The following is a 22708-nucleotide window of genomic DNA, read 5'->3' on the forward strand; positions in this document are numbered from 1 at the left end:
TTCGGCCACGGACCGAAAACAGGCCGGAGCGGCCCTCGTTCTTTTGTGTGGCAAATCCGGGCATCCCGTACCCCGTAGGTGGGGGAGGGGCCGTACGCGCTTCTTCCGAGTGGCTGCGCACTGTTAGAGTCCGTGGAGTTCCCTTGTAGGCTGCGCGTAGGCTCGCCTGTGCCGTCTGTACGGGGGCCCGAACCGCAAACTCCCCATTCAGGACCGACCCTCCCGCCGACGACGTGCGGGAGGCGCAGGAGGCACCGTGCTCAGTGCGTTCGCGCGGGCGTTCCAGACGCCCGACCTGCGCAAGAAGCTGCTGTTCACGCTGGGCATCATGGTGCTGTTCCGGCTGGGCTCGCACATCCCGATTCCCGGCGTGAGTTTCACCGCCGTGAACGAGTGCGTGAAGGAGACCAAGAACAGCGGCCTCTTCGGGCTCGTCAACCTGTTCAGTGGTGGCGCGCTTCTTCAGCTCACGATCTTCGCGCTCGGCATCATGCCGTACATCACCGCGAGCATCATCCTCCAGCTCCTCACGGTCGTGATCCCGCGACTCGAGGCGCTGAAGAAGGAGGGCCAGGCCGGTACGGCGAAGATCACCCAGTACACCCGCTACCTGACCATCGCGCTCGCCGTGCTCCAGGGCACCGGCATCGTCGCGACGGCCTCCAGCGGTGCGCTGTTCTCCGGCTGCCCGCTGGCGAACCAGATCGTGCCGGACACCGGCGTGTTCCGGATCGCCGTCATGGTGCTGACCATGACCGCCGGCACCACCGTCATCATGTGGCTGGGCGAGCTGATCACCGACCGGGGCATCGGCAACGGCATGTCGCTGCTGATCTTCACCTCGATCGCGGCGCAGTTCCCCTCCAACATGTGGGCGATCAAGCAGTCGGGCACCATCGGTGGCGGCTGGGTCGAGTTCCTCTCCGTCGTCGCGGTCGGCATCATCGTTGTGATGCTGGTCATCTTCGTGGAGCAGGCGCAGCGCCGGATCCCGGTGCAGTACGCGAAGCGCATGATCGGCCGGCGCGCCTTCGGCGGGACCTCGACCTACATCCCGCTCAAGGTCAACCAGGCCGGTGTCATCCCGGTCATCTTCGCCTCGTCGCTGCTGTACATCCCGGCCCTGGTGGTCCAGCTGACCAACAGCCAGGCCGGCTGGGCGACCTGGATCCGGACGAACTTCGTCAAGGGTGACCACCCGATCTACATGGCCACCTACTTCCTGCTGATCGTCTTCTTCGCCTTCTTCTACGTCGCGATCTCCTTCAACCCCGAAGAAGTTGCCGACAATATGAAGAAGTATGGTGGCTTCATCCCGGGCATCCGGGCCGGCCGGCCGACGGCCGAGTACCTGAACTACGTGCTCACCCGAATCACGTGGCCGGGTTCGCTCTACCTGGGCCTGATCGCGTTGATCCCGATGATCGCCCTGGTCGCCTTCGGACAGCAGACCAACTTCCCGTTCGGCGGCACCAGCGTTCTCATCGTCGTCGGCGTCGGACTCGAAACTGTGAAGCAGATCGAGAGCCAGCTCCAGCAGCGCAATTACGAAGGGTTCCTCCGCTGATGCGTATCGTCCTCGTTGGTCCTCCCGGGGCCGGGAAGGGTACTCAGGCGCACCTGCTCGCCAAGACCCTGTCCATCCCCCACATCTCCACCGGAGACCTGTTCCGCGCCAACATCGGTCAGGGCACCCCGCTGGGGCTCGAGGCCAAGAGCTACATGGACGCGGGTCTCCTGGTGCCGGACGAGGTGACCATCGGGATGGCCAAGGACCGGATGCTGCAGGCGGACGCCGCGAACGGCTTCCTGCTCGACGGCTTCCCCCGCAACCTGGGCCAGGCCAAGGCGCTGGACGAGTTCCTCGCCGAGCAGGGCATCAAGCTCGACGGCGTGCTGGACCTGGAGGTCCCCGAGGACGAGGTCGTCCGCCGGATCGCCGGCCGGCGCCTGTGCCGCAACGACGGCGGCCACGTGTTCCACGTGGACTACAACCCGCCGAAGGCCGAGGGTGTCTGCGACGAGTGCGGCGGCGAGCTGTACCAGCGCTCGGACGACACCGAGGAGAAGGTGCGCACGCGCCTGGAGGTCTACCACACGGAGACCGAGCCGATCATCGACTACTACGTCCAGCAGGGCCTGGTGGCGACGATCTCGGCGCTCGGCAAGGTGGACGAGGTCACCCAGCGCGCGATCGAGGCGCTGAAGCAGGACAGCTGAGTTTTTTAGCGACGTACGTACGGCCGCGCTCCCCATCCCGGGCAGCGCGGCCGTACGGCGTCGTACGGTGGTAGGCAGTGGCAAGAGCAACGTGGAAGGCGTGACCAGATGGTGGAGATCAAGACCCCCGAGCAGATCGCGAAGATGCGAGCGGCCGGGCTGGTCGTCGCCGAGGCGCTCAAGGCCTGCCGTGAGGCGGTCGCTCCGGGGGTGACGACCCAGGAGCTCAACGACATCGCCGACAAGGTGATCACGGACCACGGCGCCACGTCGAACTTCCGCGCGCACCACGGCGGCCTGTGGTTCCCGGGCGTGATCTGCGCCTCGGTGAACAACGAGGTCGTGCACGGCATCCCCGGCGAGCGGGTGCTGCAGGAGGGCGACGTCATCTCGATCGACTGCGGCGCCATCCTGGACGGCTGGCACGGCGACTCGGCGATCACCGTCGCGGTCGGCGAGGTCCGCCCCGAGGTCGAGATGCTGAGCCGGGTGACCGAGGGCTCGATGTGGGCCGGCATCGCCCAGATGAAGAAGAGCAACCGGCTGGTCGACGTCTCCAAGGCGATCGAGGGCTTCATCCGCCGCCAGCCGCTGCCGCCGAAGGGCAAGTGGGGCATCACCGAGGGTTACGGCGGCCACGGCATCGGTACCGCGATGCACATGGAGCCGCACGTCCTGAACTACGTCGAGCGCGGCCGCGGCAAGGGCCCGAAGCTGGTCCCCGGCACCGTGCTGGCGATCGAGCCGATGGTGTCGCTGGGCACTCCGCACACCACCGTGCTGGAGGACGACTGGACGGTCGTCACCAACGACGGCACCTGGGCCTCGCACTGGGAGCACTCGGTGGCCGTCACCGAGCAGGGCCCGCTGGTCCTGACCGCCTTCGACGGCGGCAGGGCGGAGCTCGCGAAGCTCGGCGTCACGGCCGCGCCGGACCCGCTCGCGTAGCCGGCCGGTGGCCAACTGCCGCTGCTGACAAGGCATCAGAGCCCTGGAGGTTTGGACCTCCAGGGCTTTTGTCCTATTTTTATCGGCTGGCAGTGGTCACTGGTGGGCTCAGAGCGAGGAGAGAGCACGTGCTCAAGGGATTCCGCGACTTCATGATGCGCGGCAATGTCATCGACATGGCGGTCGGTGTGGTCATCGGTGCCGCGTTCACCGGGGTGGTGACCGGCTTCGTGTCCGCGTTCCTCACCCCGCTGGTGGGCGTGGTCGTCGGTGCGGCCGGCGACTTCAGCACGTACAAGGCGACGATCGCCGGGGTCACCTTCCCGTACGGCCAGTTCCTCAACGTGCTGATCGCGTTCGTGATGACGGCCGCGGTGCTCTACTTCTGCGTCGTCCTGCCGGTGAGCAAGGCCACCGCGCGGTACATGCCGAAGAAGCCGGCCACGCCGAAGCGTCCGTGCCCCGAGTGCCTGACCGAGATACCCGAGGCCGCCCGCCGCTGCTCGGCCTGCACCGCCCACGTCGAGCCGCTGACGGTCTCCGCCGGGGTCTGACCGCCAGGGGTGTGACGCTGTCGGCTTCCGGGGCCCCCGTTTTGGCCCATCGTTCGTGCTGGCGTAGGATGGACCGTCGGCTCACTCGTAGCGTGCTTCAGCACGCCCTCTTCCCCTCGGGGACGGGGTGAACCCAGGTTCGCACGAGCGTTCCGCATACGGTAGCCGGTCCCGGAAGGTGGATCTCGCAGTTCATGGCTAAGAAGCAAGGCGCCATTGAGATCGAGGGCACCGTGATCGAGTCTCTTCCGAACGCGATGTTCAAGGTCGAGCTGCAGAACGGTCACAAGGTCCTCGCGCACATCAGTGGCAAGATGCGCATGCACTACATCCGCATCCTGCCGGACGACCGGGTCGTCGTGGAGCTCAGCCCCTACGACCTCACGCGCGGCCGGATCGTCTACCGCTACAAGTAAAGTCACATCATCGCCTCGCGGCGGTGGCGTCAGATCTAGACCCGGAGAACCTGAACATGAAGGTCAAGCCGAGCGTCAAGAAGATCTGCGACAAGTGCAAGGTGATCCGCCGCCACGGTCGGGTCATGGTGATCTGCGACAACCTGCGCCACAAGCAGCGCCAGGGCTGATCTCTCCCCAGCATTTCTCGTAGTACTTCGCGCGACGCGAAAACGTCATAAGCGGGCTACCCGATCCGTCCCTGTGAAGGGCCGGACTGCCGCCCCCGGTCAGAGGCCGGGGCTCCCTCATCGTGAGATGTCGGAGTAGGTAGCACGCAAGACCTCTGAAGAAACACAGGAGCCTTGAATGGCACGCCTCGCCGGCGTTGATCTCCCCCGTGAGAAGCGGATCGAGATCGCCCTCACCTACGTGTACGGCATCGGTCGTACCCGCGCCCAGCAGACCCTGGCCGAGACCGGTGTCAACCCGGATGTCCGCGTTCGCGACATCTCCGAGGACGACCTCGTCAAGCTGAGCCAGTACATCGACGCCAACTACACGGTCGAGGGTGACCTCCGCCGTGAGGTGGCCGCCGACATCCGCCGCAAGGTCGAGATCGGCTGCTACGAGGGTCTGCGTCACCGCCGTGGCCTGCCGGTCCGCGGCCAGCGCACCCACACCAACGCGCGTACCCGCAAGGGCCCGCGTCGCGCGATCGCCGGTAAGAAGAAGCCGGGCAAGAAGTAGTCCGTCCCGTAACCGGACATCCCTCCGGCCCGCGGGTCAGCGGACCGACCACCTCAGTAGGAGAACAGACTTATGCCCCCCAAGGGTCGTCAGGCTGCCGGCGCGAAGAAGATCCGCCGCAAGGAAAAGAAGAACGTCGCTCACGGCCACGCGCACATCAAGAGCACGTTCAACAACACCATCGTTTCGATCACCGACCCCGCGGGCAACGTGATCTCCTGGGCCTCCGCCGGCCACGTCGGCTTCAAGGGCTCGCGCAAGTCCACCCCGTTCGCCGCGCAGATGGCCGCCGAGGCCGCTGCCCGTCGCGCGCAGGAGCACGGCATGCGCAAGGTTGACGTCTTCGTGAAGGGTCCGGGCTCCGGCCGCGAGACCGCGATCCGTTCGCTCCAGGCCACCGGCCTCGAGGTCGGCTCGATCCAGGACGTCACCCCCACCCCGCACAACGGCTGCCGTCCGCCGAAGCGCCGCCGCGTCTGACGCAGCGCCTTCGGGCACGCGGGTCTTGCTTTAAACCTCGTACGGGGTCCCCTTCGGTGAGTGTCACTGTTTGCGGGACCCCGTACGCTTGGTCCTGTCGGCATCAAATAGTGGGTGCCGAAGACAACTGGAGGAACATCCCCCATGCTTATCGCTCAGCGTCCCTCGCTGACCGAAGAGGTCGTCGACGAGTTCCGCTCGCGGTTCGTGATCGAGCCGCTGGAGCCGGGCTTCGGCTACACCCTCGGCAACTCCCTGCGCCGCACGCTCCTGTCGTCGATCCCGGGTGCCGCTGTCACCAGCATCCGCATCGACGGCGTCCTGCACGAGTTCACCACCGTGCCGGGCGTCAAGGAGGACGTGACCGACCTCATCCTCAACATCAAGCAGCTGGTCGTCTCCTCGGAGCACGACGAGCCGGTCGTGATGTACCTGCGCAAGCAGGGCCCGGGTGTCGTCACCGCCGCCGACATCGCGCCGCCGGCCGGTGTCGAGGTGCACAACCCCGAGCTGGTCCTCGCCACGCTGAACGGCAAGGGCAAGCTGGAGATGGAGCTGACCGTCGAGCGCGGTCGCGGCTACGTCTCCGCCGTCCAGAACAAGGCCTCCGGCCAGGAGATCGGCCGCATCCCGGTCGACTCGATCTACAGCCCCGTGCTGAAGGTCACCTACAAGGTCGAGGCCACCCGTGTCGAGCAGCGGACCGACTTCGACAAGCTGATCGTCGACGTCGAGACCAAGCCCGCCATGCGTCCGCGCGACGCCATGGCCTCGGCCGGCAAGACCCTGGTGGAGCTGTTCGGCCTCGCCCGCGAGCTGAACATCGACGCCGAGGGCATCGACATGGGCCCGTCCCCGACGGACGCCGCCCTGGCCGCCGACCTGGCGCTGCCGATCGAGGAGCTGGAGCTCACCGTCCGCTCCTACAACTGCCTCAAGCGCGAGGGCATCCACACCGTGGGTGAGCTCGTCGCCCGCTCCGAGGCCGACCTGCTCGACATCCGCAACTTCGGTGCGAAGTCGATCGACGAGGTCAAGGCGAAGCTGGCCGGCATGGGCCTGGCCCTCAAGGACAGCCCGCCCGGGTTCGACCCGACCGCGGCCGCCGACGCCTTCGGCGCCGACGACCTGGACGACGCGGGTTACGCCGAGACCGAGCAGTACTAAGAGATTTGGCCGCGGGGGCGGTTCTTCCGAGGACCGTCCCCGTCGTCGTGAAAGTCGTGCGGGCACAGTGCCCGTACGCCCGCTGCGGTACCTGGTACGGCCGCAGTCGGAGATCCAAGGAGTAATTCCATGCCGCGTCCCACCAAGGGTGCCCGCCTCGGCGGCGGCCCGCACCACGAGCCGCTGCTGCTCGCCGGTCTGTGCCGGGAGCTGTTCCAGTACGGCCGCATCACCACGACCGAGGCCAAGGCCCGTCGGATGCGCCCGCTGGCGGAGAAGCTGATCACCAAGGCGAAGAAGGGCGACATCCACAACCGTCGCCTGGTGCGCAAGACGATCACCGACATCGCCGTGCTGCACACCCTCTTCACCGAGATCGCGCCGCGCTACGAGAACCGCCCGGGTGGCTACACCCGCATCACCAAGATCGGTCCCCGTCGTGGCGACAACGCCCCGATGGCCGTGATCGAGCTGGTCGAGGCGCTGACCGTCGCGCAGACCGCCGTCGGCGAGGCCGAGGCCGCCACCAAGCGCGCCGTCAAGGAGGCCGACGAGGCCGCTGCCGTGGAGACCAAGGCCGACGAGGCCGAGGCCGCCGAGCAGGCCTGACACCTCTAGGTGTGTTGCGGGCCCGCTTCCCCAGCGATGGGGGAGCGGGCCCGTTCCCTATCCCCGCGGAGATTGAGAAGCAGTGGTCAACGATTGCGCCGAGCAGCCGCCGGTGAAGGACGGCCCCGCCGACGGGTACGTCCGCGTCCGGCTCGACCTCGCCTACCACGGTGCCGAGTTCTCCGGCTGGGCCCGCCAGAAGGGCGGCCGCCGGACGGTCCAGGAGGAGATCGAGAGCGCCCTGCAGGTCGTCACCCGCAGCAGCGAGCTGTTCCCGCTGACCGTGGCCGGCCGCACCGATGCCGGCGTCCACGCGCGCGGCCAGGTCGCGCACGTCGACCTGCCGGCCGAGCTCTGGGAGGCGCACCGCGAGAAGCTGCTGCGCCGGCTGGCCGGGCGGCTGCCCGGGGACGTCCGGATCTACCGGGTCGGCGAGGCGCCGGCCGGGTTCGACGCGCGCTTCTCGGCGATCTGGCGCCGCTACGCCTACCGCGTGGCCGACCACCCGGGCGGGGTGGACCCGTTGCTGCGCGGGCACGTGCTCTGGCACGACCGGCCGCTCGACCTCGACCGGATGAACGCGGCCGCGAAGCTGCTGCTCGGCGAGCACGACTTCGCCGCGTACTGCAAGAAGCGCGAGGGCGCGACCACCATCCGCACCCTGCTGGAGCTGCACTGGGACCGCGTCCCGGTGGACACCTACGCCGCCCAGGAGGGCTCGCTCGCGGTCGCCACCGTCCGCGCCGACGCGTTCTGCCACAACATGGTCCGGGCGCTGGTCGGCGCGATGCTGCTGGTCGGCGACGGGCACCGGCCGGTGGAGTTCCCCGGCGAGGTGCTGGCCGGCGGCGTCCGCAACTCGGCCGTCAACGTGATCCGGCCGTACGGGCTCACGCTGGAGGAGGTCGGCTACCCGGCCGACGACCTGCTCGCCGAGCGCAACCGCCAGGCCCGGCGCATGCGGACCCTGCCCGGGCAGCCGGCGGCGGGGTAATCCGTTTGGGCGGGGGGCGTGGGCTTGCGACAATCGCTCGCATGGGACACGTCGAGATTTCGCACCTTGAGTACTACCTGCCGGACGGGCGGGTGCTGTTCGACGACGCGTCCTTCCGGGTCGGCGAGGGCGCCGCGGTCGCCCTCGTGGGGGCCAACGGCGCCGGCAAGACGACGCTGCTGCGCATGATCGCGGGCGACCTCCAGCCGCACGGCGGCTCGGTGACGATCAGCGGCGGGCTCGGCGTGATGCGCCAGTTCGTCGGTACCACCGGCCGCGAGGACCAGGCCGCCACCCCCGGCGCGCTGCCGGCCGACGCCTCCGTCCGCGACCTGCTGGTGTCCGTCGCCCCCGGGCGGATCGCCACCGCCGCCCGCGCGGTGGACGCCGCCGAGCTCGCGATGATCGCGCAGGACGACGAGAAGACCCAGATGGCCTACGCCCAGGCGCTCTCCGACTGGGCCGACGTCGGCGGCTACGACTACGAGACCGACTGGGACGTCTGCACCATGGCGGCCCTCGGCGTGCCCTTCGACAAGGCCCAGTGGCGCGGCCTGAACACCCTCTCCGGCGGCGAGCAGAAGCGGCTCGTCCTGGAGGCGCTGCTGCGCGGCCCGGAGGAGGTGCTCCTCCTCGACGAGCCGGACAACTACCTGGACGTCCCGGGCAAGCGCTGGCTGGAGGAGGCCATCAAGGCCACCTCGAAGACCGTCCTGTACATCTCGCACGACCGCGAGCTGCTCTCCAAGACCGCCGACAAGATCATCGCGGTCGAGTCCGGCGCCGCCGGCAGCAGCGTCTGGGTGCACGGCGGCGGCTTCGACAGCTTCCACGAGGCCCGCAAGGACCGCTTCGCGCGGTTCGAGGAGCTGGGCCGGCGGTGGGACGAGGAGCACGCCAAGCTCAAGAAGCTGGTCGTCACCCTGCGCCAGGCCGCCGCCGTCAGCCACGCGCTCGCCACCCGCTACGCCGCCGCCCAGACCCGGCTGAAGAAGTTCGAGGAGGCCGGCCGCCCGGAGGAGCCCCCGCGCGAGCAGACCATCACCATGCGGCTCAAGGGCGGGCGCACCGGCGTGCGCGCGTTCACCATGGAGCAGCTGGAGCTCACCGGCCTGATGCAGCCCTTCGACCTGGAGGTCTACTACGGCGAGCGGATCGGGGTGCTCGGCGCCAACGGCGCGGGCAAGTCGCACCTCCTGCGGCTGCTGGCCGGCGACGACACGGTCGAGCACACGGGCTCGTGGAAGCTCGGCGCGCGCGTCGTCCCGGGCCACTTCCGGCAGACGCACGCCCACCCGGAGCTGTTCGGCCGCACCGTCCGCTCGATCGTCGAGGAGGAGCACGCGCTCAGCCGCGGCGCCGCGATGGGCGCGCTGCGCCGGTACGAGCTGGACCGGCAGGAGGAGCAGAAGTTCGAGTCGCTGTCCGGCGGCCAGCAGGCCCGGCTGATGATCCTCAAGCTCGAACTGTCCGGCGTGACGGCCCTGTTGCTCGACGAGCCGACCGACAACCTGGACCTGGAGAGCGCCGAGGCGCTGCAGGCCGGCATGGAGGCCTTCGACGGCACGGTGATGTGTGTCACCCACGACCGCTGGTTCGCGAGGACCTTCGACCGCTTCCTGGTCTTCGGGGCCGACGGCCGGGTCTACGAGTCGTCCGAGCCGGTCTGGGACGTGACGCGGGTCGAGCGCGAACGCTGAGTGACCGGCGGGCGGGTCCCGGAGGTTTTTTGACCCCTCCCCGCCCGCCCGGTAACCTGGACGCTTGATGTGCGTATTGGCTCGCTCTATCTCACGTGAGAGGTCGGTACGCCGGAGACATCAGGTCGACGACCAGCGGTCACCCTTGAATTGCGTCCAAGGTTGACCAGGCTGCTCTTCCGTCCGGGTGCTCCTGTCAGGACTCACTCACTGAAAAGCGAAGGCTACGACCGTGCGTACGTACAGCCCCAAGCCCGGCGACGTCCAGCGTCAGTGGCACGTCATCGACGCGACCGACGTCGTGCTCGGCCGCCTGGCTTCCCAGGCCGCCAACCTCCTCCGGGGCAAGCACAAGGCGATCTACGCGCCGCACGTTGACACTGGTGACTTCGTCATCATCATCAACGCCGACAAGGTGCACCTGTCCGGTAACAAGAAGACCCAGAAGCTGGCCTACCGCCACTCGGGCTTCCCGGGCGGTCTGCGCTCGGTGCGCTACGACGACCTGCTGGCGAACAACCCGGAGAAGGCCGTCGAGAAGGCCATCAAGGGCATGATCCCCAAGAACAGCCTGGGCCGTCAGATGCTCTCGAAGCTGAAGGTCTACTCGGGCGACCAGCACCCCCACGCTGCCCAGCAGCCGGTGCCGTTCGAGATCACCCAGGTCGCGCAGTAATTCGGCCACCAAGCCCCCCATCACTGAAAAGAGCTGAGGAACACCGTGGCCGAGACCACTGAAACCCTTGAGGTCGACTTCGACGAGACCGTCGTCGAGGGCGAGTACACCTCCGAGGAGAGCTACACCTCCGAGTCGCTGGCCGGCCGCTTCGGCGAGGCCGTCCCCGGCGCCGGCCTGGGCCGTCGCAAGGAGGCGATCGCCCGCGTGCGCATCGTCCCCGGCACCGGCCAGTGGAAGATCAACGGTCGCACCCTCGAGGGTTACTTCCCGAACAAGGTGCACCAGCAGACCGTGAACGAGCCCTTCAAGCTCCTCGAGCTGGACGGCCGTTACGACGTCGTCGCCCGCATCAGCGGTGGCGGCGTCTCCGGCCAGGCCTACGCGCTGCGCCTCGGCGTGGCCCGTGCCCTGAACGAGGCCGACGTGGACAACAACCGCGGCGCGCTGAAGAAGGCCGGCTTCCTGACCCGTGACGCCCGCGCCGTCGAGCGCAAGAAGGCCGGTCTGAAGAAGGCCCGCAAGGCGCCGCAGTACAGCAAGCGCTAATCGCGTCCCAGGGGGTGCGTACCGCCCTGGCGGCGTCGCCCCCTGGTTTGCGCAACCGTCGCCCCGGAGTACCACGTGTACTCCGGGGCGACGCGTTCCCCGGCTACTGTGCGGCGGTCGGGGACGGAGTGGACTTCCGGGACTGGTTGATGGAGGACGGGACAGTGGGACGACTCTTCGGTACGGACGGCGTGCGCGGGGTGGCCAACCAGGGCCTGACGGCGGAGCTCGCGCTCGGCCTGTCGGTCGCGGCGGCCCACGTGCTCGGCGAGGCCGGCGCCTTCGACGGCCACCGGCCGGTCGCGGTGGTCGGCCGCGATCCGCGCGCGTCGGGCGAGTTCCTGGAGGCCGCGGTCATCGCCGGCCTGGCCAGCTCCGGCGTCGACGTGCTGCGCGTCGGCGTGCTGCCCACCCCGGCCGTGGCGTACCTCACCGGCGCGCTCGGTGCCGACTTCGGCGTGATGCTCTCCGCCAGCCACAACGCGATGCCGGACAACGGCATCAAGTTCCTCGCCCGCGGCGGCCACAAGCTGGACGACACGATCGAGGACGCGATCGAGGCCCACTACCGCGCCCACGCCCTCGGCGGCGAGGAGTGGAACCGTCCGACCGGCGCGGCCGTCGGCCGGGTGCGCGAGTACACCGAGGGTTTCGACAAGTACGTCGCCCACCTGATCGGCGTCCTGCCCAACCGCCTGGACGGCATCAAGGTCGTCATCGACGGCGCCCACGGCGCCGCCGCCTACGTCGCCCCCGAGGCCTTCGCCCGGGCCGGCGCCGAGGTCGTCCACACCCTGGGGGCGGAGCCCACCGGCCTCAACATCAACGACGGCGTCGGCTCCACCCACCTGGACCGGCTGCGCACCGCGATGAGGGAGCACAAGGCCGACCTCGGCATCGCCCTCGACGGCGACGCCGACCGCTGCCTGGCCGCCGACGCCGACGGCAACGAGGTGGACGGCGACCAGATCATCGCCATCCTCGCCGTCGCCATGAAGGAGGCCGGCACCCTGCGCCGCAACACCGCGGTCGCCACCGTGATGTCCAACCTCGGCTTCAAGCTGGCGATGGAGCGCGAGGGCATCGACCTGGTGGAGACCGCCGTCGGCGACCGCTACGTGCTGGAGGCGATGAAGGAGCACGGCTTCGCGCTCGGCGGCGAGCAGTCCGGCCACGTCATCCTGCTGGACCACGCCACCACCGGCGACGGCACCCTGACCGGCCTGATGCTGGGCGCCCGCCTGGCCGCCACCAAGCAGCCGCTGGCCGACCTGGCCGCCGTGATGACCCGCCTGCCGCAGGTGCTGATCAACGTCAAGGGCGTCGACAAGAGCCGCGTGAAGACCAGCACCGAGCTGGCCGCCGCGGTCGCCGAGGCCGAGGCCGAGCTGGGCTCCACCGGCCGGGTGCTGCTGCGCCCGTCGGGCACCGAGCCGCTGGTGCGCGTCATGGTCGAGGCCGCGGACGCCGTCCAGGCCGAGGGCGTCGCCGCGCGGCTGGCCGAGGCCGTGCGGACGCACCTGGGCTGAGCCCGGACGTACCTGGGCTGAGCCCGGAAGTGACGAAGGCCCCCCGCCGGGCCCCTTGTTCAGGGGGCTGCGGCGGGGGCCTTCGTGGTTCGGGGGGCCTTCCGGGGCGTCAGAGCTTGCGCAGCAGCGCCCGGCGGACCTTGTGGTCCGGGCCCTTTTGCAGGACCAGGGTGGCCCGGCCCCGGGTCGGCAGCACGTTCTCCAGCAGGTTGGGCTTGTTGATGGTGCGCCAGACCTGCCGGCCGTAGTCCATCGCCTCCTCCTCCGGCACCTCGGTGAAGCGGCGGAAGTAGGAGTTCGGGTCCTGGAACGCGGTCTCGCGCAGCTTGCGGAAGCGGTCCAGGTACCAGTGCTCGATGTCGTCGGTGCGGGCGTCGACGTAGATCGAGAAGTCGAAGTAGTCGGCCACCGCCAGGCGGGTCCGGCCGTCGGTGCCGGGCAGGGCGGGCTGGAGCACGTTCAGGCCCTCGACGATGAGGATGTCCGGGCGCTCCACGGTGAGGCGCTCGTCCGGCACGATGTCGTACACCAGGTGCGAGTAGACCGGCGCGCTGACGCGGTCCTTGCCCGCCTTCACGTCCGCGACGAAGCGCATCAGCGCGCGGCGGTCGTACGACTCGGGGAAGCCCTTGCGGGCCATCAGGCCGCGGCGGCGCAGCTCCGCGTTGGGCAGCAGGAAGCCGTCGGTGGTGACCAGCTCGACCCGCGGGTGCTCGGGCCAGCGGGCCAGGAGGGCCTGCAGCAGGCGGGCGGTGGTCGACTTGCCGACCGCGACGGAGCCGGCCACGCCGATGATGAACGGCGTGCGGGTGCGCTCGGTGTCCGGGGTGTCCAGGAACGTGCCCAGCGCGCCGCGCAGTTCGTGCGTGGCGTGGATGTAGAGGTTCAGCAGCCGGGACAGCGGCAGGTAGACGTCCCGGACCTCGTCCAGGTCGAGCGCGGTGCCGAGCCCGCGCAGCCGCTCCACCTCCTCGGCCGTCAGCGGCAGCGGCGTACGCTCGCGCAGGGCGCTCCACTCGGCTCGGCTGAGGTCCACGTAGGGGGACGGTGACGGGCCGGGGGTGGCCGCGCCCCGTGTACAGAGTTCGGTCAGCACATGCTCCATTGTGAGCCGTTGCGGCGTTCACGGTGGTTGTGGTGTCTGTCACGCACTGTTCGCGAAAGGTGGGAAAACGGGCCCAGACCCGCCCTTATGCTGGCACGCATGTGCGGAATTGTTGGATACGTGGGCGCGCAGTCCGCCCTCGACGTAGTAATCGCAGGCCTGCAGCGACTGGAGTACCGGGGCTACGACTCGGCCGGTGTCGCCGTGCAGGTCCAGGGCTCCGACGGGCAGTGGAGCCTCGCCACCGACAAGCGGGCCGGCAAGCTCGCCAACCTGGAGAAGTCGCTCGCCGAGTCCCCTCTGCCCGGCGGCACCACCGGCATCGGCCACACCCGCTGGGCCACCCACGGCGGCCCGACGGACGCCAACGCCCACCCCCACCTGGACGACGACCGCCGCGTGGCCGTCGTGCACAACGGGATCATCGAGAACTTCGCCCAGCTGCGCGCCGAGATCGCCGAGCGCGGCCACACCCTGCGCTCCGAGACCGACACCGAGGTCGTGGCGCACCTGCTCGGCGAGGCGTACGAGGGCGACCTCGCGGAGGCCATGCGCGTGGTCTGCCGCCGGCTGGACGGCGCCTTCACCCTCGTCGCCGTGCACGCCGACATGCCGGACGTCGTCGTCGGCGCCCGCCGCAACTCGCCGCTGGTCGTCGGGCGCGGAGAGGGCGAGAACTTCCTCGCCTCGGACGTCGCCGCGTTCATCGCGCACACCCGCGAGGCCATCGAGCTGGGCCAGGACCAGGTCGTCGAGCTGCGCCGCGAGGGCGTGACCGTCACCAACTTCGACGGCACCCCGGCCGACGTGCGCGAGTACCACGTCGACTGGGACGCCTCCGCCGCCGAGAAGGGCGGCTACGACTACTTCATGCTCAAGGAGATCGCCGAGCAGCCGAAGGCCGTCGCCGACACCCTCCTCGGCCGGATCGGCGCCGACGGCCGGCTGACCCTCGACGAGCTGCGCATCTCCGACGCCGACCTGCGCTCCGTCGACAAGGTCGTCATCGTCGCCTGCGGCACCGCCTTCCACGCCGGCATGATCGCCAAGTACGCGATCGAGCACTGGACCCGCATCCCCTGCGAGGTCGAGGTCGCCTCGGAGTTCCGCTACCGCGACCCGATCATGGGCCCGGGCACGCTGGTCATCGCGATCTCGCAGTCCGGCGAGACCATGGACACCCTGATGGCCCTGCGGCACGCCCGCGAGCAGGGCGCCAAGGTGCTGGCGATCTGCAACACCAACGGCTCGACGATCCCGCGCGAGTCGGACGCGGTGCTGTACACGCACGCCGGTCCCGAGGTCGCCGTCGCGTCGACCAAGGCGTTCCTCACCCAGCTGGTCGCCTGCTACCTGGTCGCCCTGTACCTGGGCCAGGTCCGCGGCACCAAGTGGGGCGACGAGATCTTCACGATCATCCGTGAGCTCGGCGACGCGCCGAAGCAGGTCGAGCAGGTGCTGGAGACGATGGAGCCGGTGCGCGAGCTGGCCCGCTCGCTCGCCGACGCCCGCTCGGTGCTGTTCCTCGGCCGTCACGTCGGCTTCCCGGTGGCCCTGGAGGGCGCGCTCAAGCTCAAGGAGCTCGCCTACATGCACGCCGAGGGCTTCGCGGCCGGCGAGCTGAAGCACGGCCCGATCGCGCTCATCGAGGAGGGGCTGCCGGTCGTCGTGGTCGTGCCCTCGCCGCGCGGGCGCTCGATCCTGCACGACAAGATCGTCTCCAACATCCAGGAGATCCGCGCCCGTGGCGCCCGGACCATCGTGATCGCGGAGGAGGGCGACGAGGCGGTCGTGCCGTACGCCGACCACCTGATCCGCATCCCGGTCACGCCGACGCTGCTCCAGCCGCTGGTGTCCACCGTCCCGCTGCAGGTCTTCGCCTGCGAGCTGGCGACGGCCAAGGGCCACGAGGTCGACCAGCCGCGGAACCTGGCGAAGTCGGTCACCGTCGAGTAGTGGCGGCGTGGTGCCCCTGCGGTGGCTGCGTCCTACCGCAGGGGCGCCGTGTCGAGCGTGAAGGAGAAGGGGGCGGGCAGGTCGATCGGCTTGCCGAAAGGAACCGGCTCCTTCCCGGTGTAGTCGTCGCCCTCGGGCTCGGTGAACAAGGTGACCGTGCCTTCGCTCCGATCCACCAGCAGGTAGCACGGGATGCCGGCGGCGGCGTACCCACGGCGCTTCTGCTCGCGATCCCGGCGCGGACTCGTGGACGTGACCTCGAAGACCAGCAATACGCCGGCGGCGTCCGCCCACGAACCGGCATTCAGGAAGTGTCCGACCGGGCTGATGGTGCCGTCGGGAATGAACCGCCCCGTCGGCACGATCAACCCCTTGTTCCCGGAGAGGTCCAGGTCGATCGCGGCCTTGCGGAAGAACTGCCTGGCGAGCAGGGAGAACGCGGTCTCGTGTTCTCCATCCGGTGGTGGCGTCACGACGATTTCCCCTTCGATGAGCTCTGCCCTGTAGCCAGGTGGTGTGTCCAGCTCCAGGAACGCCTGGAGCAGGTTGTTCTGGCCCCGCGGGTGCTCGACTGCAGGCATGGCGACCATGGCCCTTCTCCCTCCTGTGGGTCCGTGCCGAGCCACAAGGTAGGCGTACGGACCGACACGGGCGGGGGATCGAAGTGGTTGTCACTCGAAAGTGTGCCGCACCCCGGGCCGGGGCGGGCGTAGCGTCGGCGGTAGCCGACTGCTGAAGGAGCCCCCCCGCATGCGTCACGCCCATCGTGTTGAAGTGGTCCGGGCCGCTGAAGGTGAGCTGATGGCCCGCCTGCCGGACGGGACGCTCATGCAGCGGGCTGCTGCTGGGCTCGCTGTCACGTGCGCGCGGCTGCTGACGGGGCGTCGGGGGCGGGTGTACGGCAGCCGGGTGGTGGTGCTGGCGGGCAGCGGGGACAACGGGGGTGACGCCCTGTACGCCGCCGCCGCGCTGGCCCGGCGCGGTGCGCGGGTGACGGCGGTGCTGCTCGCGCCCGAACGGGTGCACGAGGGCGGGCTGGCCGCGGTGCGGGCTTCGGGTGGGCGGGTCGTGGTGGAGCGGGAAGTCGGCCTGGCCGACTTCTCGCGCGCGGACCTGGTGCTGGACGGGATCGTCGGCATCGGCGGCCGTGGCGGACTGCGGCCCGAGGCGGTGCCGTACGCGCAGGCCGCCCGGCGGGGCCTGGTGGTGGCGGTGGACCTGCCGAGCGGGGTCGACGCCGACACCGGCGAGGTGCCGGGCGTCGCGCTGCGGGCGGACGTCACGGTGTGCTTCGGCACGTACAAGCCGGGCCTGCTGGTCGGCCCGGGAGCCTCGTACGCGGGGACCGTCCAGCTCGTCGGTATCGGGCTGGAGCTGCCGGAGGCGGACGTGTCCGCGCTCCAGCACGCGGACGTGGCCGCGCTGCTGCCCGAGCCGGGCGCCGAGAGCGACAAGTACCGGCGCGGCGTCGTCGGCGTGGCGGCCGGCTCGGGGACGTACCCGGGGGCGGCGGTGCTGGCCGTCGCCGGGGCGCTGCGGGGCGGCGCGGGGGCCGTCCGGTACGTCGGCGCGGCGGCGGAGGAGGTCGTCCGGCGCTTCCCGGAGACGCTGGTCACCGAGGGCGGGCCGCACGGCGCCGGGCGGGTGCAGGCCTGGGTGGTCGGCCCCGGCGGCGGCGAGAGCGCACGGCAGACTCTCGCCGAGGCGCTCGCGAGCGACGTCCCGGTGCTGGTCGACGCGGACGGGCTGACCGAGCTGGGCCGCCTCGGCCCGTCGGCCCTGGCCGGCCGCACGGCGCCCACCCTGCTCACCCCGCACACCGGCGAGGCCGCCCGGCTGCTCGCGGGCGCCGACGGCACACCGCCCCCGGCGGCCGACGACCTGGCCGCCGCCCGGCTCGCCACCGCGCGCCGCCTGGCCGCCGCGTACCGGGCGACCGTGCTGCTCAAGGGCTCCACGACGGTGATCGCCGACCCGGGCGGTGCGGTCCGGATCAACCCGACCGGCACCTCCTGGCTGGCCACCGCGGGCAGCGGCGACGTCCTGGCCGGCCTCGCCGGCTCCCTCCTCGCCGCCGGCCTCACCCCCCTGGACGCCGCCTCGGCCGCGGCCTACCTGCACGGCCTCGCCGGCCGCCACGCAGCCGGAGAGCCGGGCGCACCGGTGACGGCAGTGGCGGTGGCGGAGGCCCTGCCGACGGTGTGGCGGGACGTCCGGTCGGGCTGACCGACGCCGGCCGGATCGGCAGGCGGGGGCTGCGGGGAGTCGCCTCGATGCGCCTGCGTCCGGCGGCGGCGCGGCGGGATTGGCCGCCTCGATGCGCCCGTGTCGGGGTTGGCGGTCGCCCGGCGTGTCCGGTCGACGAGTGGCGCGCTCTGGGGAGGGGCACCTGGGGCCGGCGTGATGCGCCCGCTCCGCGGCGCCGGCCCGGTCCGGCGGTCACGAAGCCGATGAGTGGCCGGTCGCGGAGTGGAAAGTCGGTGGGGCCGACTTCTCGTGCGCGTCGCTGTGGGGACGGTGGTCGGTCGTGGAGTGGGAAGTCGGTGGGGCCGACTTCTTGTGCGCGCTTTGTGGGGAGCGTGGTCGGTCGTGGCTGCGGAACCGGGGGTGGTGGGTGGGGCGTCCGAGGTTGCGGAGGCCGGTCCGGTGCAGGTCGGAGCAGCGGGTGGACGGCGGCCGTGGTGCGCCGCGCCGACGGGCCGTTCGGCGAGGACTCCGGGACGTCTGGGAGACTGACCCTGATGACAACTGCGAAGACGGCCGGCTCGGCCACCCTCACCGACGGCGTACGGGCCGAGGCGACCATCGATCTGGGCGCCCTGCGCGGCAACCTCGCCGCGCTGCGCGAACGCGTCGCCGGCGCGGCCGTGATGCTCGCGGTCAAGGCGGACGCCTACGGCCACGGCGCGGTCGCGTGTGCCCGCGAGGCGGTCGCGAACGGGGTCGGCTGGCTGGGCTGCGCGACGCCCGAGGAGGCGCTGGCGCTGCGGGCCGCGGGCATCCGTCCGGAGCAGGCCCGCATCCTGTGCTGGCTGTGGACCCCCGGCGGCCCGTGGCGGCAGGCGCTCCTCTCGGACCTGGACATCTCGGTCAGCGGCCAGTGGGCGCTCGACGAGCTGCTGCCCGTGGTCCGCGAGACCGGCATCCCCGCCCGCGTGCACCTGAAGGCCGACACCGGCCTCGGCCGCAACGGCTGCCAGCCGCACGACTGGCCGGCCCTGGTCGACGCCGCCCGCCGCGCCGAGGCCGAGGGGCTGCTCACGGTCGTCGGCGTCTGGTCGCACTTCGCCGCCGCGGACGAGCCAGGCCACCCGTCGATCCAGGCCCAGCTGGACTCCTTCCACGCCGCCCTGGCGTATGCGGAGGCCGCCGGGCTGCGCCCCGAGGTGCGGCACCTGGCGAACTCGCCGGCCACCCTGCTGCTGCCGGAGTCGCACTTCGACCTGGTCCGCACCGGCCTCGCCGCGTACGGGCTGTCGCCGGTGCCCGAGGTGGGCTCGCCGGCCGACTTCGGGCTGCGCCCGGTGATGTCGCTGACGGCGCGGCTGGCGCTGGTGAAGCACGTGCCGGGCGGGCACGGGGTCAGCTACGGCCACCACTACACGACGCCGGGGCCGACCACGCTGGGGCTCGTCCCGGTGGGCTACGGCGACGGCGTGCCGCGGCACGGGAGCGGCACCGGGCCGGTGCAGATCGGCGGCAAGTGGCGCACGGTGGCCGGCCGGGTCGCGATGGACCAGTTCGTCGTGGACCTCGGCGGGGACACCCCGCAGGTCGGCGAGGAGGTGCTGCTGTTCGGCAGCGGCGAGCGCGGCGAGCCGACCGCGGAGGACTGGGCCCGGGCCTGCGGCACCATCGCGTACGAGATCGTGACCCGGATCGGCGCCCGGGTGCCGCGGCGTCACCTGGACGGCACGGGTTCTGCATGAGGGAGCGCAGCGAGGTCGTCATCGGGAGGCGCGGGTCTCGCGAAGCGGCCGGCGAGCGTGGCGGGGCGGGCGCATGAGTGAGGCCGACGGCCCGGTCGGGGCGGTCGCGAAGGCGGCGTCCGGGGTGAGCCGGGCGGGCGTGATCGGGATCTCGGTCGGCGTGCTGGCGGCCGGGGCCGCGGCCGGCGTGGCGATCGAACGGCTGACGGTCGGCCGGGCGACCCGCCGCCGGGCCAGGGCGGAGCTGGACGCCGGCGCCCCGTACGGTTCGCTGCGCGGGCGCCCGCGGACGGTGGCCGCACCGGACGGCACCGAGTTGTACGTCGAGCTGGACGGCACCGGCTGGGACACCCCCTCCGGGGACGCGGAGCCGCTGACCGTGGTGTTCAGCCACGGCTACTGCCTGAACCAGGACAGCTGGCACTTCCAGCGGGCCGCGCTGCGCGACGGCCTGCGGCTGGTCTTCTGGGACCAGCGCAGCCACGGCCGTTCGGAGCGCTCCCGCTCCTACCTGGCCGGGGAGCCCGCGAGCATCGACCAGCTGGGCGGGGACCTCAAGGCGGTGATCGACGCCGTCGCGCCGACCGGGCCGCTGGTGCTGGTCGGCCACTCGATGGGCGGCATGACGGTGATGGCGCTGGCCGACCAGCACCCGGAGCTGTTCCGCGACCGCGTGGCCGGGGTGGCGCTGGTGGGCACGCTGGCGGGGAACTGGGACGAGGTCAGCCTGGGCCTGCCGTCGGCGGGCGCGAAGCTGTTCAAGCGGGTCGCGCCCGGGGTGGTGAAGCTGCTGGGCCGGCAGGTGGAGCTGGTGGAGGCGACCCGGCGGTTCGGCTCGGACGTCACCGCCGTGTTCTACCGGAGGTTCTCGTTCGGCTCGAAGGACGTCGACCCGGGCGTGGTGCGCTTCGCCGAGCAACTGCTGGACGCCACGCCGATCGACGTCGTCGCCGAGTTCTACCCGGTGTTCGGCGCGCACGAGAAGACGGCCGCCCTGGCGGCCCTGCGCGGCCTGCCGGCACTGGTGCTGGCCGGCACCAAGGACCTCCTGACGCCGCCCGTGCACAGCGAGGCGATGGCCGAGCAGCTGCCCGGCGCCGAGCTGGTGATCGTCGAGGGCGCCGGCCACCTGGTGATGCTGGAGCGCCCGGAGCTGGTGGACCACCACCTGGCGGTGCTGCTCAAGCGGGCCGCGGCCTTCGGCGGGGCCGCCGAGCCGCCGTCGGCCGTCCTCGACCAGGCCTGAGGACCGGCCCGGGACCCGCTCACGGCCCCTGCGCACGCCAGGCCGCGGATGTGGCACGGTAGCGGGGGCGGCCGGTGGTCGGCGCGCCCGGTACGGACCGAAGGGCAAGACACGCGCATGGGCTCGCACGCCACTCTCACCGTCCCCACCCCGGACCGGATGGGCCGGCTCGGCCGGGAGCTGGCCGCGCTGCTGCGCCCGGGGGACCTGGTGCTCCTTTCGGGTGAGCTGGGCGCGGGGAAGACGACGCTGACCCGGGGCCTGGGGGAGGGGCTGCAGGTGCGCGGCGCGGTGACCTCGCCGACCTTCGTGATCGCCCGGGTGCACCCGTCGCTCGTCGGCGGCCCGGCGCTGGTGCACGTGGACGCGTACCGGCTGGGCGGCGACCTGGACGAGATGGAGGACCTCGACCTCGACGTCTCGCTGCCGGAGTCGGTGGTCGTGGTCGAGTGGGGCGAGGGCAAGGTCGAGCGGCTGTCCGAGGACCGGCTGGAGGTGCGGATCGAGCGGGCGATCGGCGACACCGCCGGTGAGGACCACGACCCGCGCCGGGTGCTGCTGACCGGCATCGGAGCGCGCTGGGAGGGCGTCGAGCTGGCGAAGCTGGCGTAGGAGCCGCTCCGACGGTTTCCCGACAGGCTGTCGGGAAGGTGTTGCGAGGGGGGCACCGGGCGTGATGGGATGGGTGCTGCGGTTAGGTCTGCCTAACTAGGGAGGCGCCATGTCGAGCACCACCCCCGCCCCGGAGCGCGCCGTGCGCACCGCCGGGGCCGGAGAGTCCGCCCGTCGCGCTCCGGGGGAGCCGATGCGGGCCCTGCTGGCCGCGTGTGCCGCGGCCGAGGCGGTGTCCACCCCGCCCGAGCCGGCGCCGCCCCGGGTCGACGACGCCGGGACGGACGCGCCCCGCGCGGCCTGAGCACCCGCGGCCCCGACGGCCCGGCTCAGGCGACCACGATCACCTTGGTGTCCTTCGGCGCGAAGTCCCACAGCAGCTGGCCGTCCTGGCGGGAGCTGCGGATGCCGCCGGTCTTGGTCTTCGGGTCGGCGGTCGGCGTCGCGCCGTCCACCGCCGCGCTGAAGCCGAACACCACGCCGTTCTGCTGCGCGAAGCGCACCACGTGCTCGATCTGCTTGCCGTCCGTCCCGGTGGTGGTGGCCGTGCGGCTGTACACCGGGTAGGCGCCGGGAGTCGGCTCGACGGTGCCCGGGGTGACCGCGAACGCGGCGACCACCTGCGGGTTCTTCTTCGGCTCGACCAGCCAGACGTAGTGGCCGGAGACCGAGTAGACGACCCGCGTGCCGGTGCCCGAGGAGGCCGGCAGCGCCGGTGCCGTCGGGGTCGGCGTCGTGCTCGGCGCCGCCGAGGTGGCCGGTCCGCCGGCCGTCGCGGTGGCGGTCGGACGGGCGGTGCCCGCGCGGTCCTGAGCGCCGTTCGCCTGGAAGGCCAGCAGGCTCACGACCGCCAGGGCTCCCAGGGTCAGCCCCGTGACCACCACTCCAGGACCCATCTTCGCCACTGCCGCTCCCGCCGCCGTCCGCTGTACGTACCGCCCTTATCGTGCCAGGTCTCCGGGGGCGGTCCGCAGCGGCTCGGACGTGTGTTCCGCGCTGGTACGCCGTCTCGATCGGCTGGTCGGCCCAACGTCGGTCTAACCTTGACCCGTGCTGCTGCTCGCGTTCGACACCGCAACCCCCGCCGTCACCGCCGCCGTCCACGACGGCACGGCCGTCCTCGCCGAGACCGACCAGGTCGACGCCCGGCGCCACGGCGAACTGCTCCTGCCCGCCATCGACCGGGTGCTGCGGACGGCCGGCGTCGACAAGCACGAGCTCACCGGCATCGCGGTCGGCGTCGGCCCGGGCCCGTACACCGGCCTGCGGGTCGGCCTGGTGACCGCCGC

The 22708-nt window shown here is 71.3% G+C and carries 25 protein-coding genes; 22 read left to right on the plus strand and 3 right to left on the minus strand.

Features of this window, described 5'->3' with window-relative positions:
• Positions 1-256 precede the first annotated feature (256 nt).
• The 15 genes from secY to glmM all read left to right on the plus strand — a co-directional run bounded on the left by secY (position 257) and on the right by glmM (position 12571).
• Positions 257-1567 (plus strand): preprotein translocase subunit SecY, encoded by a 1311-nt coding sequence (secY, locus tag AB0O00_RS02675; RefSeq protein ID WP_363648277.1) that lies wholly within the window; start codon positions 257-259, stop codon positions 1565-1567.
• Positions 1567-2220 (plus strand): adenylate kinase, encoded by a 654-nt coding sequence (locus AB0O00_RS02680; protein ID WP_363648278.1) that lies wholly within the window; start codon positions 1567-1569, stop codon positions 2218-2220. Before secY ends, AB0O00_RS02680 begins: the two co-directional genes overlap by 1 nt.
• Positions 2221-2328: 108 nt before the next feature.
• Positions 2329-3168: a type I methionyl aminopeptidase gene (map, locus tag AB0O00_RS02685; protein WP_363648279.1), complete on the plus strand. Its 840-nt coding sequence runs from the start codon at positions 2329-2331 to the stop codon at positions 3166-3168.
• A 128-nt stretch (positions 3169-3296) separates the two neighbouring features.
• Entirely contained in the window at positions 3297-3722 is a 426-nt protein-coding gene (mscL, locus tag AB0O00_RS02690) for a large conductance mechanosensitive channel protein MscL (protein ID WP_363648280.1), read from the plus strand.
• A gap of 194 nt (positions 3723-3916) precedes the next feature.
• A complete protein-coding gene (infA, locus tag AB0O00_RS02695) occupies positions 3917-4138 on the plus strand; it encodes a translation initiation factor IF-1 (protein WP_003956442.1) in 222 nt (73 codons plus the stop codon).
• 56 nt (positions 4139-4194) lie between these two features.
• Entirely contained in the window at positions 4195-4308 is a 114-nt protein-coding gene (gene rpmJ, locus AB0O00_RS02700) for a 50S ribosomal protein L36 (protein WP_003956441.1), read from the plus strand.
• A gap of 178 nt (positions 4309-4486) precedes the next feature.
• Entirely contained in the window at positions 4487-4867 is a 381-nt protein-coding gene (rpsM, locus tag AB0O00_RS02705) for a 30S ribosomal protein S13 (protein WP_188306769.1), read from the plus strand.
• Between the two features lie 72 nt (positions 4868-4939).
• Positions 4940-5347, plus strand: a complete 408-nt coding sequence (rpsK, locus tag AB0O00_RS02710; protein WP_030232513.1) for a 30S ribosomal protein S11 — start codon at positions 4940-4942, stop codon at positions 5345-5347.
• Between the two features lie 144 nt (positions 5348-5491).
• The gene (locus AB0O00_RS02715; RefSeq protein WP_030055844.1) at positions 5492-6514 is read left to right on the plus strand and encodes a DNA-directed RNA polymerase subunit alpha; all 1023 of its coding nucleotides are present in this window, start codon (positions 5492-5494) and stop codon (positions 6512-6514) included.
• A 129-nt stretch (positions 6515-6643) separates the two neighbouring features.
• Positions 6644-7123 (plus strand): 50S ribosomal protein L17, encoded by a 480-nt coding sequence (gene rplQ, locus AB0O00_RS02720; RefSeq protein WP_350519919.1) that lies wholly within the window; start codon positions 6644-6646, stop codon positions 7121-7123.
• Positions 7124-7205: 82 nt separating this feature from the next.
• Positions 7206-8117: a tRNA pseudouridine(38-40) synthase TruA gene (gene truA, locus AB0O00_RS02725; protein ID WP_363648281.1), complete on the plus strand. Its 912-nt coding sequence runs from the start codon at positions 7206-7208 to the stop codon at positions 8115-8117.
• 41 nt (positions 8118-8158) lie between these two features.
• Entirely contained in the window at positions 8159-9817 is a 1659-nt protein-coding gene (locus tag AB0O00_RS02730; RefSeq protein ID WP_363648282.1) for an ATP-binding cassette domain-containing protein, read from the plus strand.
• A gap of 232 nt (positions 9818-10049) precedes the next feature.
• The gene (gene rplM, locus AB0O00_RS02735) at positions 10050-10493 is read left to right on the plus strand and encodes a 50S ribosomal protein L13 (protein WP_030055846.1); all 444 of its coding nucleotides are present in this window, start codon (positions 10050-10052) and stop codon (positions 10491-10493) included.
• Between the two features lie 45 nt (positions 10494-10538).
• Positions 10539-11042, plus strand: coding sequence for a 30S ribosomal protein S9 (rpsI, locus tag AB0O00_RS02740; protein WP_224273932.1), 504 nt, complete (start codon positions 10539-10541; stop codon positions 11040-11042).
• Between the two features lie 164 nt (positions 11043-11206).
• Positions 11207-12571: a phosphoglucosamine mutase gene (gene glmM, locus AB0O00_RS02745; protein WP_363648283.1), complete on the plus strand. Its 1365-nt coding sequence runs from the start codon at positions 11207-11209 to the stop codon at positions 12569-12571.
• A 109-nt stretch (positions 12572-12680) separates the two neighbouring features.
• Here glmM and coaA read toward each other — a convergent pair whose 3' ends face one another.
• A complete protein-coding gene (coaA, locus tag AB0O00_RS02750) occupies positions 12681-13676 on the minus strand; it encodes a type I pantothenate kinase (RefSeq protein WP_363648284.1) in 996 nt (331 codons plus the stop codon).
• A 99-nt stretch (positions 13677-13775) separates the two neighbouring features.
• Here coaA and glmS point away from each other — a divergent pair, with 99 nt between their 5' ends.
• Entirely contained in the window at positions 13776-15632 is a 1857-nt protein-coding gene (gene glmS, locus AB0O00_RS02755; RefSeq protein ID WP_363648285.1) for a glutamine--fructose-6-phosphate transaminase (isomerizing), read from the plus strand.
• A gap of 32 nt (positions 15633-15664) precedes the next feature.
• On the opposite strand, the gene AB0O00_RS02760 is transcribed toward glmS, so the two are convergent.
• Positions 15665-16213 carry a Uma2 family endonuclease gene (locus AB0O00_RS02760; RefSeq protein WP_363648292.1) on the minus strand — a complete coding sequence of 183 codons (549 nt, stop codon included), beginning with the start codon at positions 16211-16213 and terminating at the stop codon, positions 15665-15667.
• 169 nt (positions 16214-16382) lie between these two features.
• Here AB0O00_RS02760 and AB0O00_RS02765 point away from each other — a divergent pair, with 169 nt between their 5' ends.
• The 5 genes from AB0O00_RS02765 to AB0O00_RS02785 all read left to right on the plus strand — a co-directional run bounded on the left by AB0O00_RS02765 (position 16383) and on the right by AB0O00_RS02785 (position 21723).
• Complete coding sequence (locus AB0O00_RS02765; RefSeq protein WP_363648286.1) at positions 16383-17858, plus strand: NAD(P)H-hydrate dehydratase; 1476 nt, start codon at positions 16383-16385, stop codon at positions 17856-17858.
• A 515-nt stretch (positions 17859-18373) separates the two neighbouring features.
• A complete protein-coding gene (alr, locus tag AB0O00_RS02770; RefSeq protein ID WP_363648287.1) occupies positions 18374-19561 on the plus strand; it encodes an alanine racemase in 1188 nt (395 codons plus the stop codon).
• Positions 19562-19634: 73 nt separating this feature from the next.
• Positions 19635-20807 carry an alpha/beta hydrolase gene (locus tag AB0O00_RS02775; protein WP_363648288.1) on the plus strand — a complete coding sequence of 391 codons (1173 nt, stop codon included), beginning with the start codon at positions 19635-19637 and terminating at the stop codon, positions 20805-20807.
• A 117-nt stretch (positions 20808-20924) separates the two neighbouring features.
• Positions 20925-21419, plus strand: a complete 495-nt coding sequence (tsaE, locus tag AB0O00_RS02780; RefSeq protein ID WP_363648289.1) for a tRNA (adenosine(37)-N6)-threonylcarbamoyltransferase complex ATPase subunit type 1 TsaE — start codon at positions 20925-20927, stop codon at positions 21417-21419.
• A 109-nt stretch (positions 21420-21528) separates the two neighbouring features.
• A complete protein-coding gene (locus tag AB0O00_RS02785; protein WP_363648290.1) occupies positions 21529-21723 on the plus strand; it encodes a hypothetical protein in 195 nt (64 codons plus the stop codon).
• 25 nt (positions 21724-21748) lie between these two features.
• Here the strand turns inward: AB0O00_RS02785 and AB0O00_RS02790 are convergent, their stop codons facing one another.
• Entirely contained in the window at positions 21749-22315 is a 567-nt protein-coding gene (locus AB0O00_RS02790) for a hypothetical protein (RefSeq protein ID WP_363648293.1), read from the minus strand.
• A 154-nt stretch (positions 22316-22469) separates the two neighbouring features.
• Here AB0O00_RS02790 and tsaB point away from each other — a divergent pair.
• On the plus strand, positions 22470-22708 hold a 239-nt coding region (gene tsaB, locus AB0O00_RS02795; protein WP_363648291.1), incomplete at its 3' end, for a tRNA (adenosine(37)-N6)-threonylcarbamoyltransferase complex dimerization subunit type 1 TsaB.

It is taken from the genome of Kitasatospora sp. NPDC093558 (assembly GCF_040683475.1).
In the GTDB taxonomy this organism is placed as follows: domain Bacteria; phylum Actinomycetota; class Actinomycetes; order Streptomycetales; family Streptomycetaceae; genus Kitasatospora.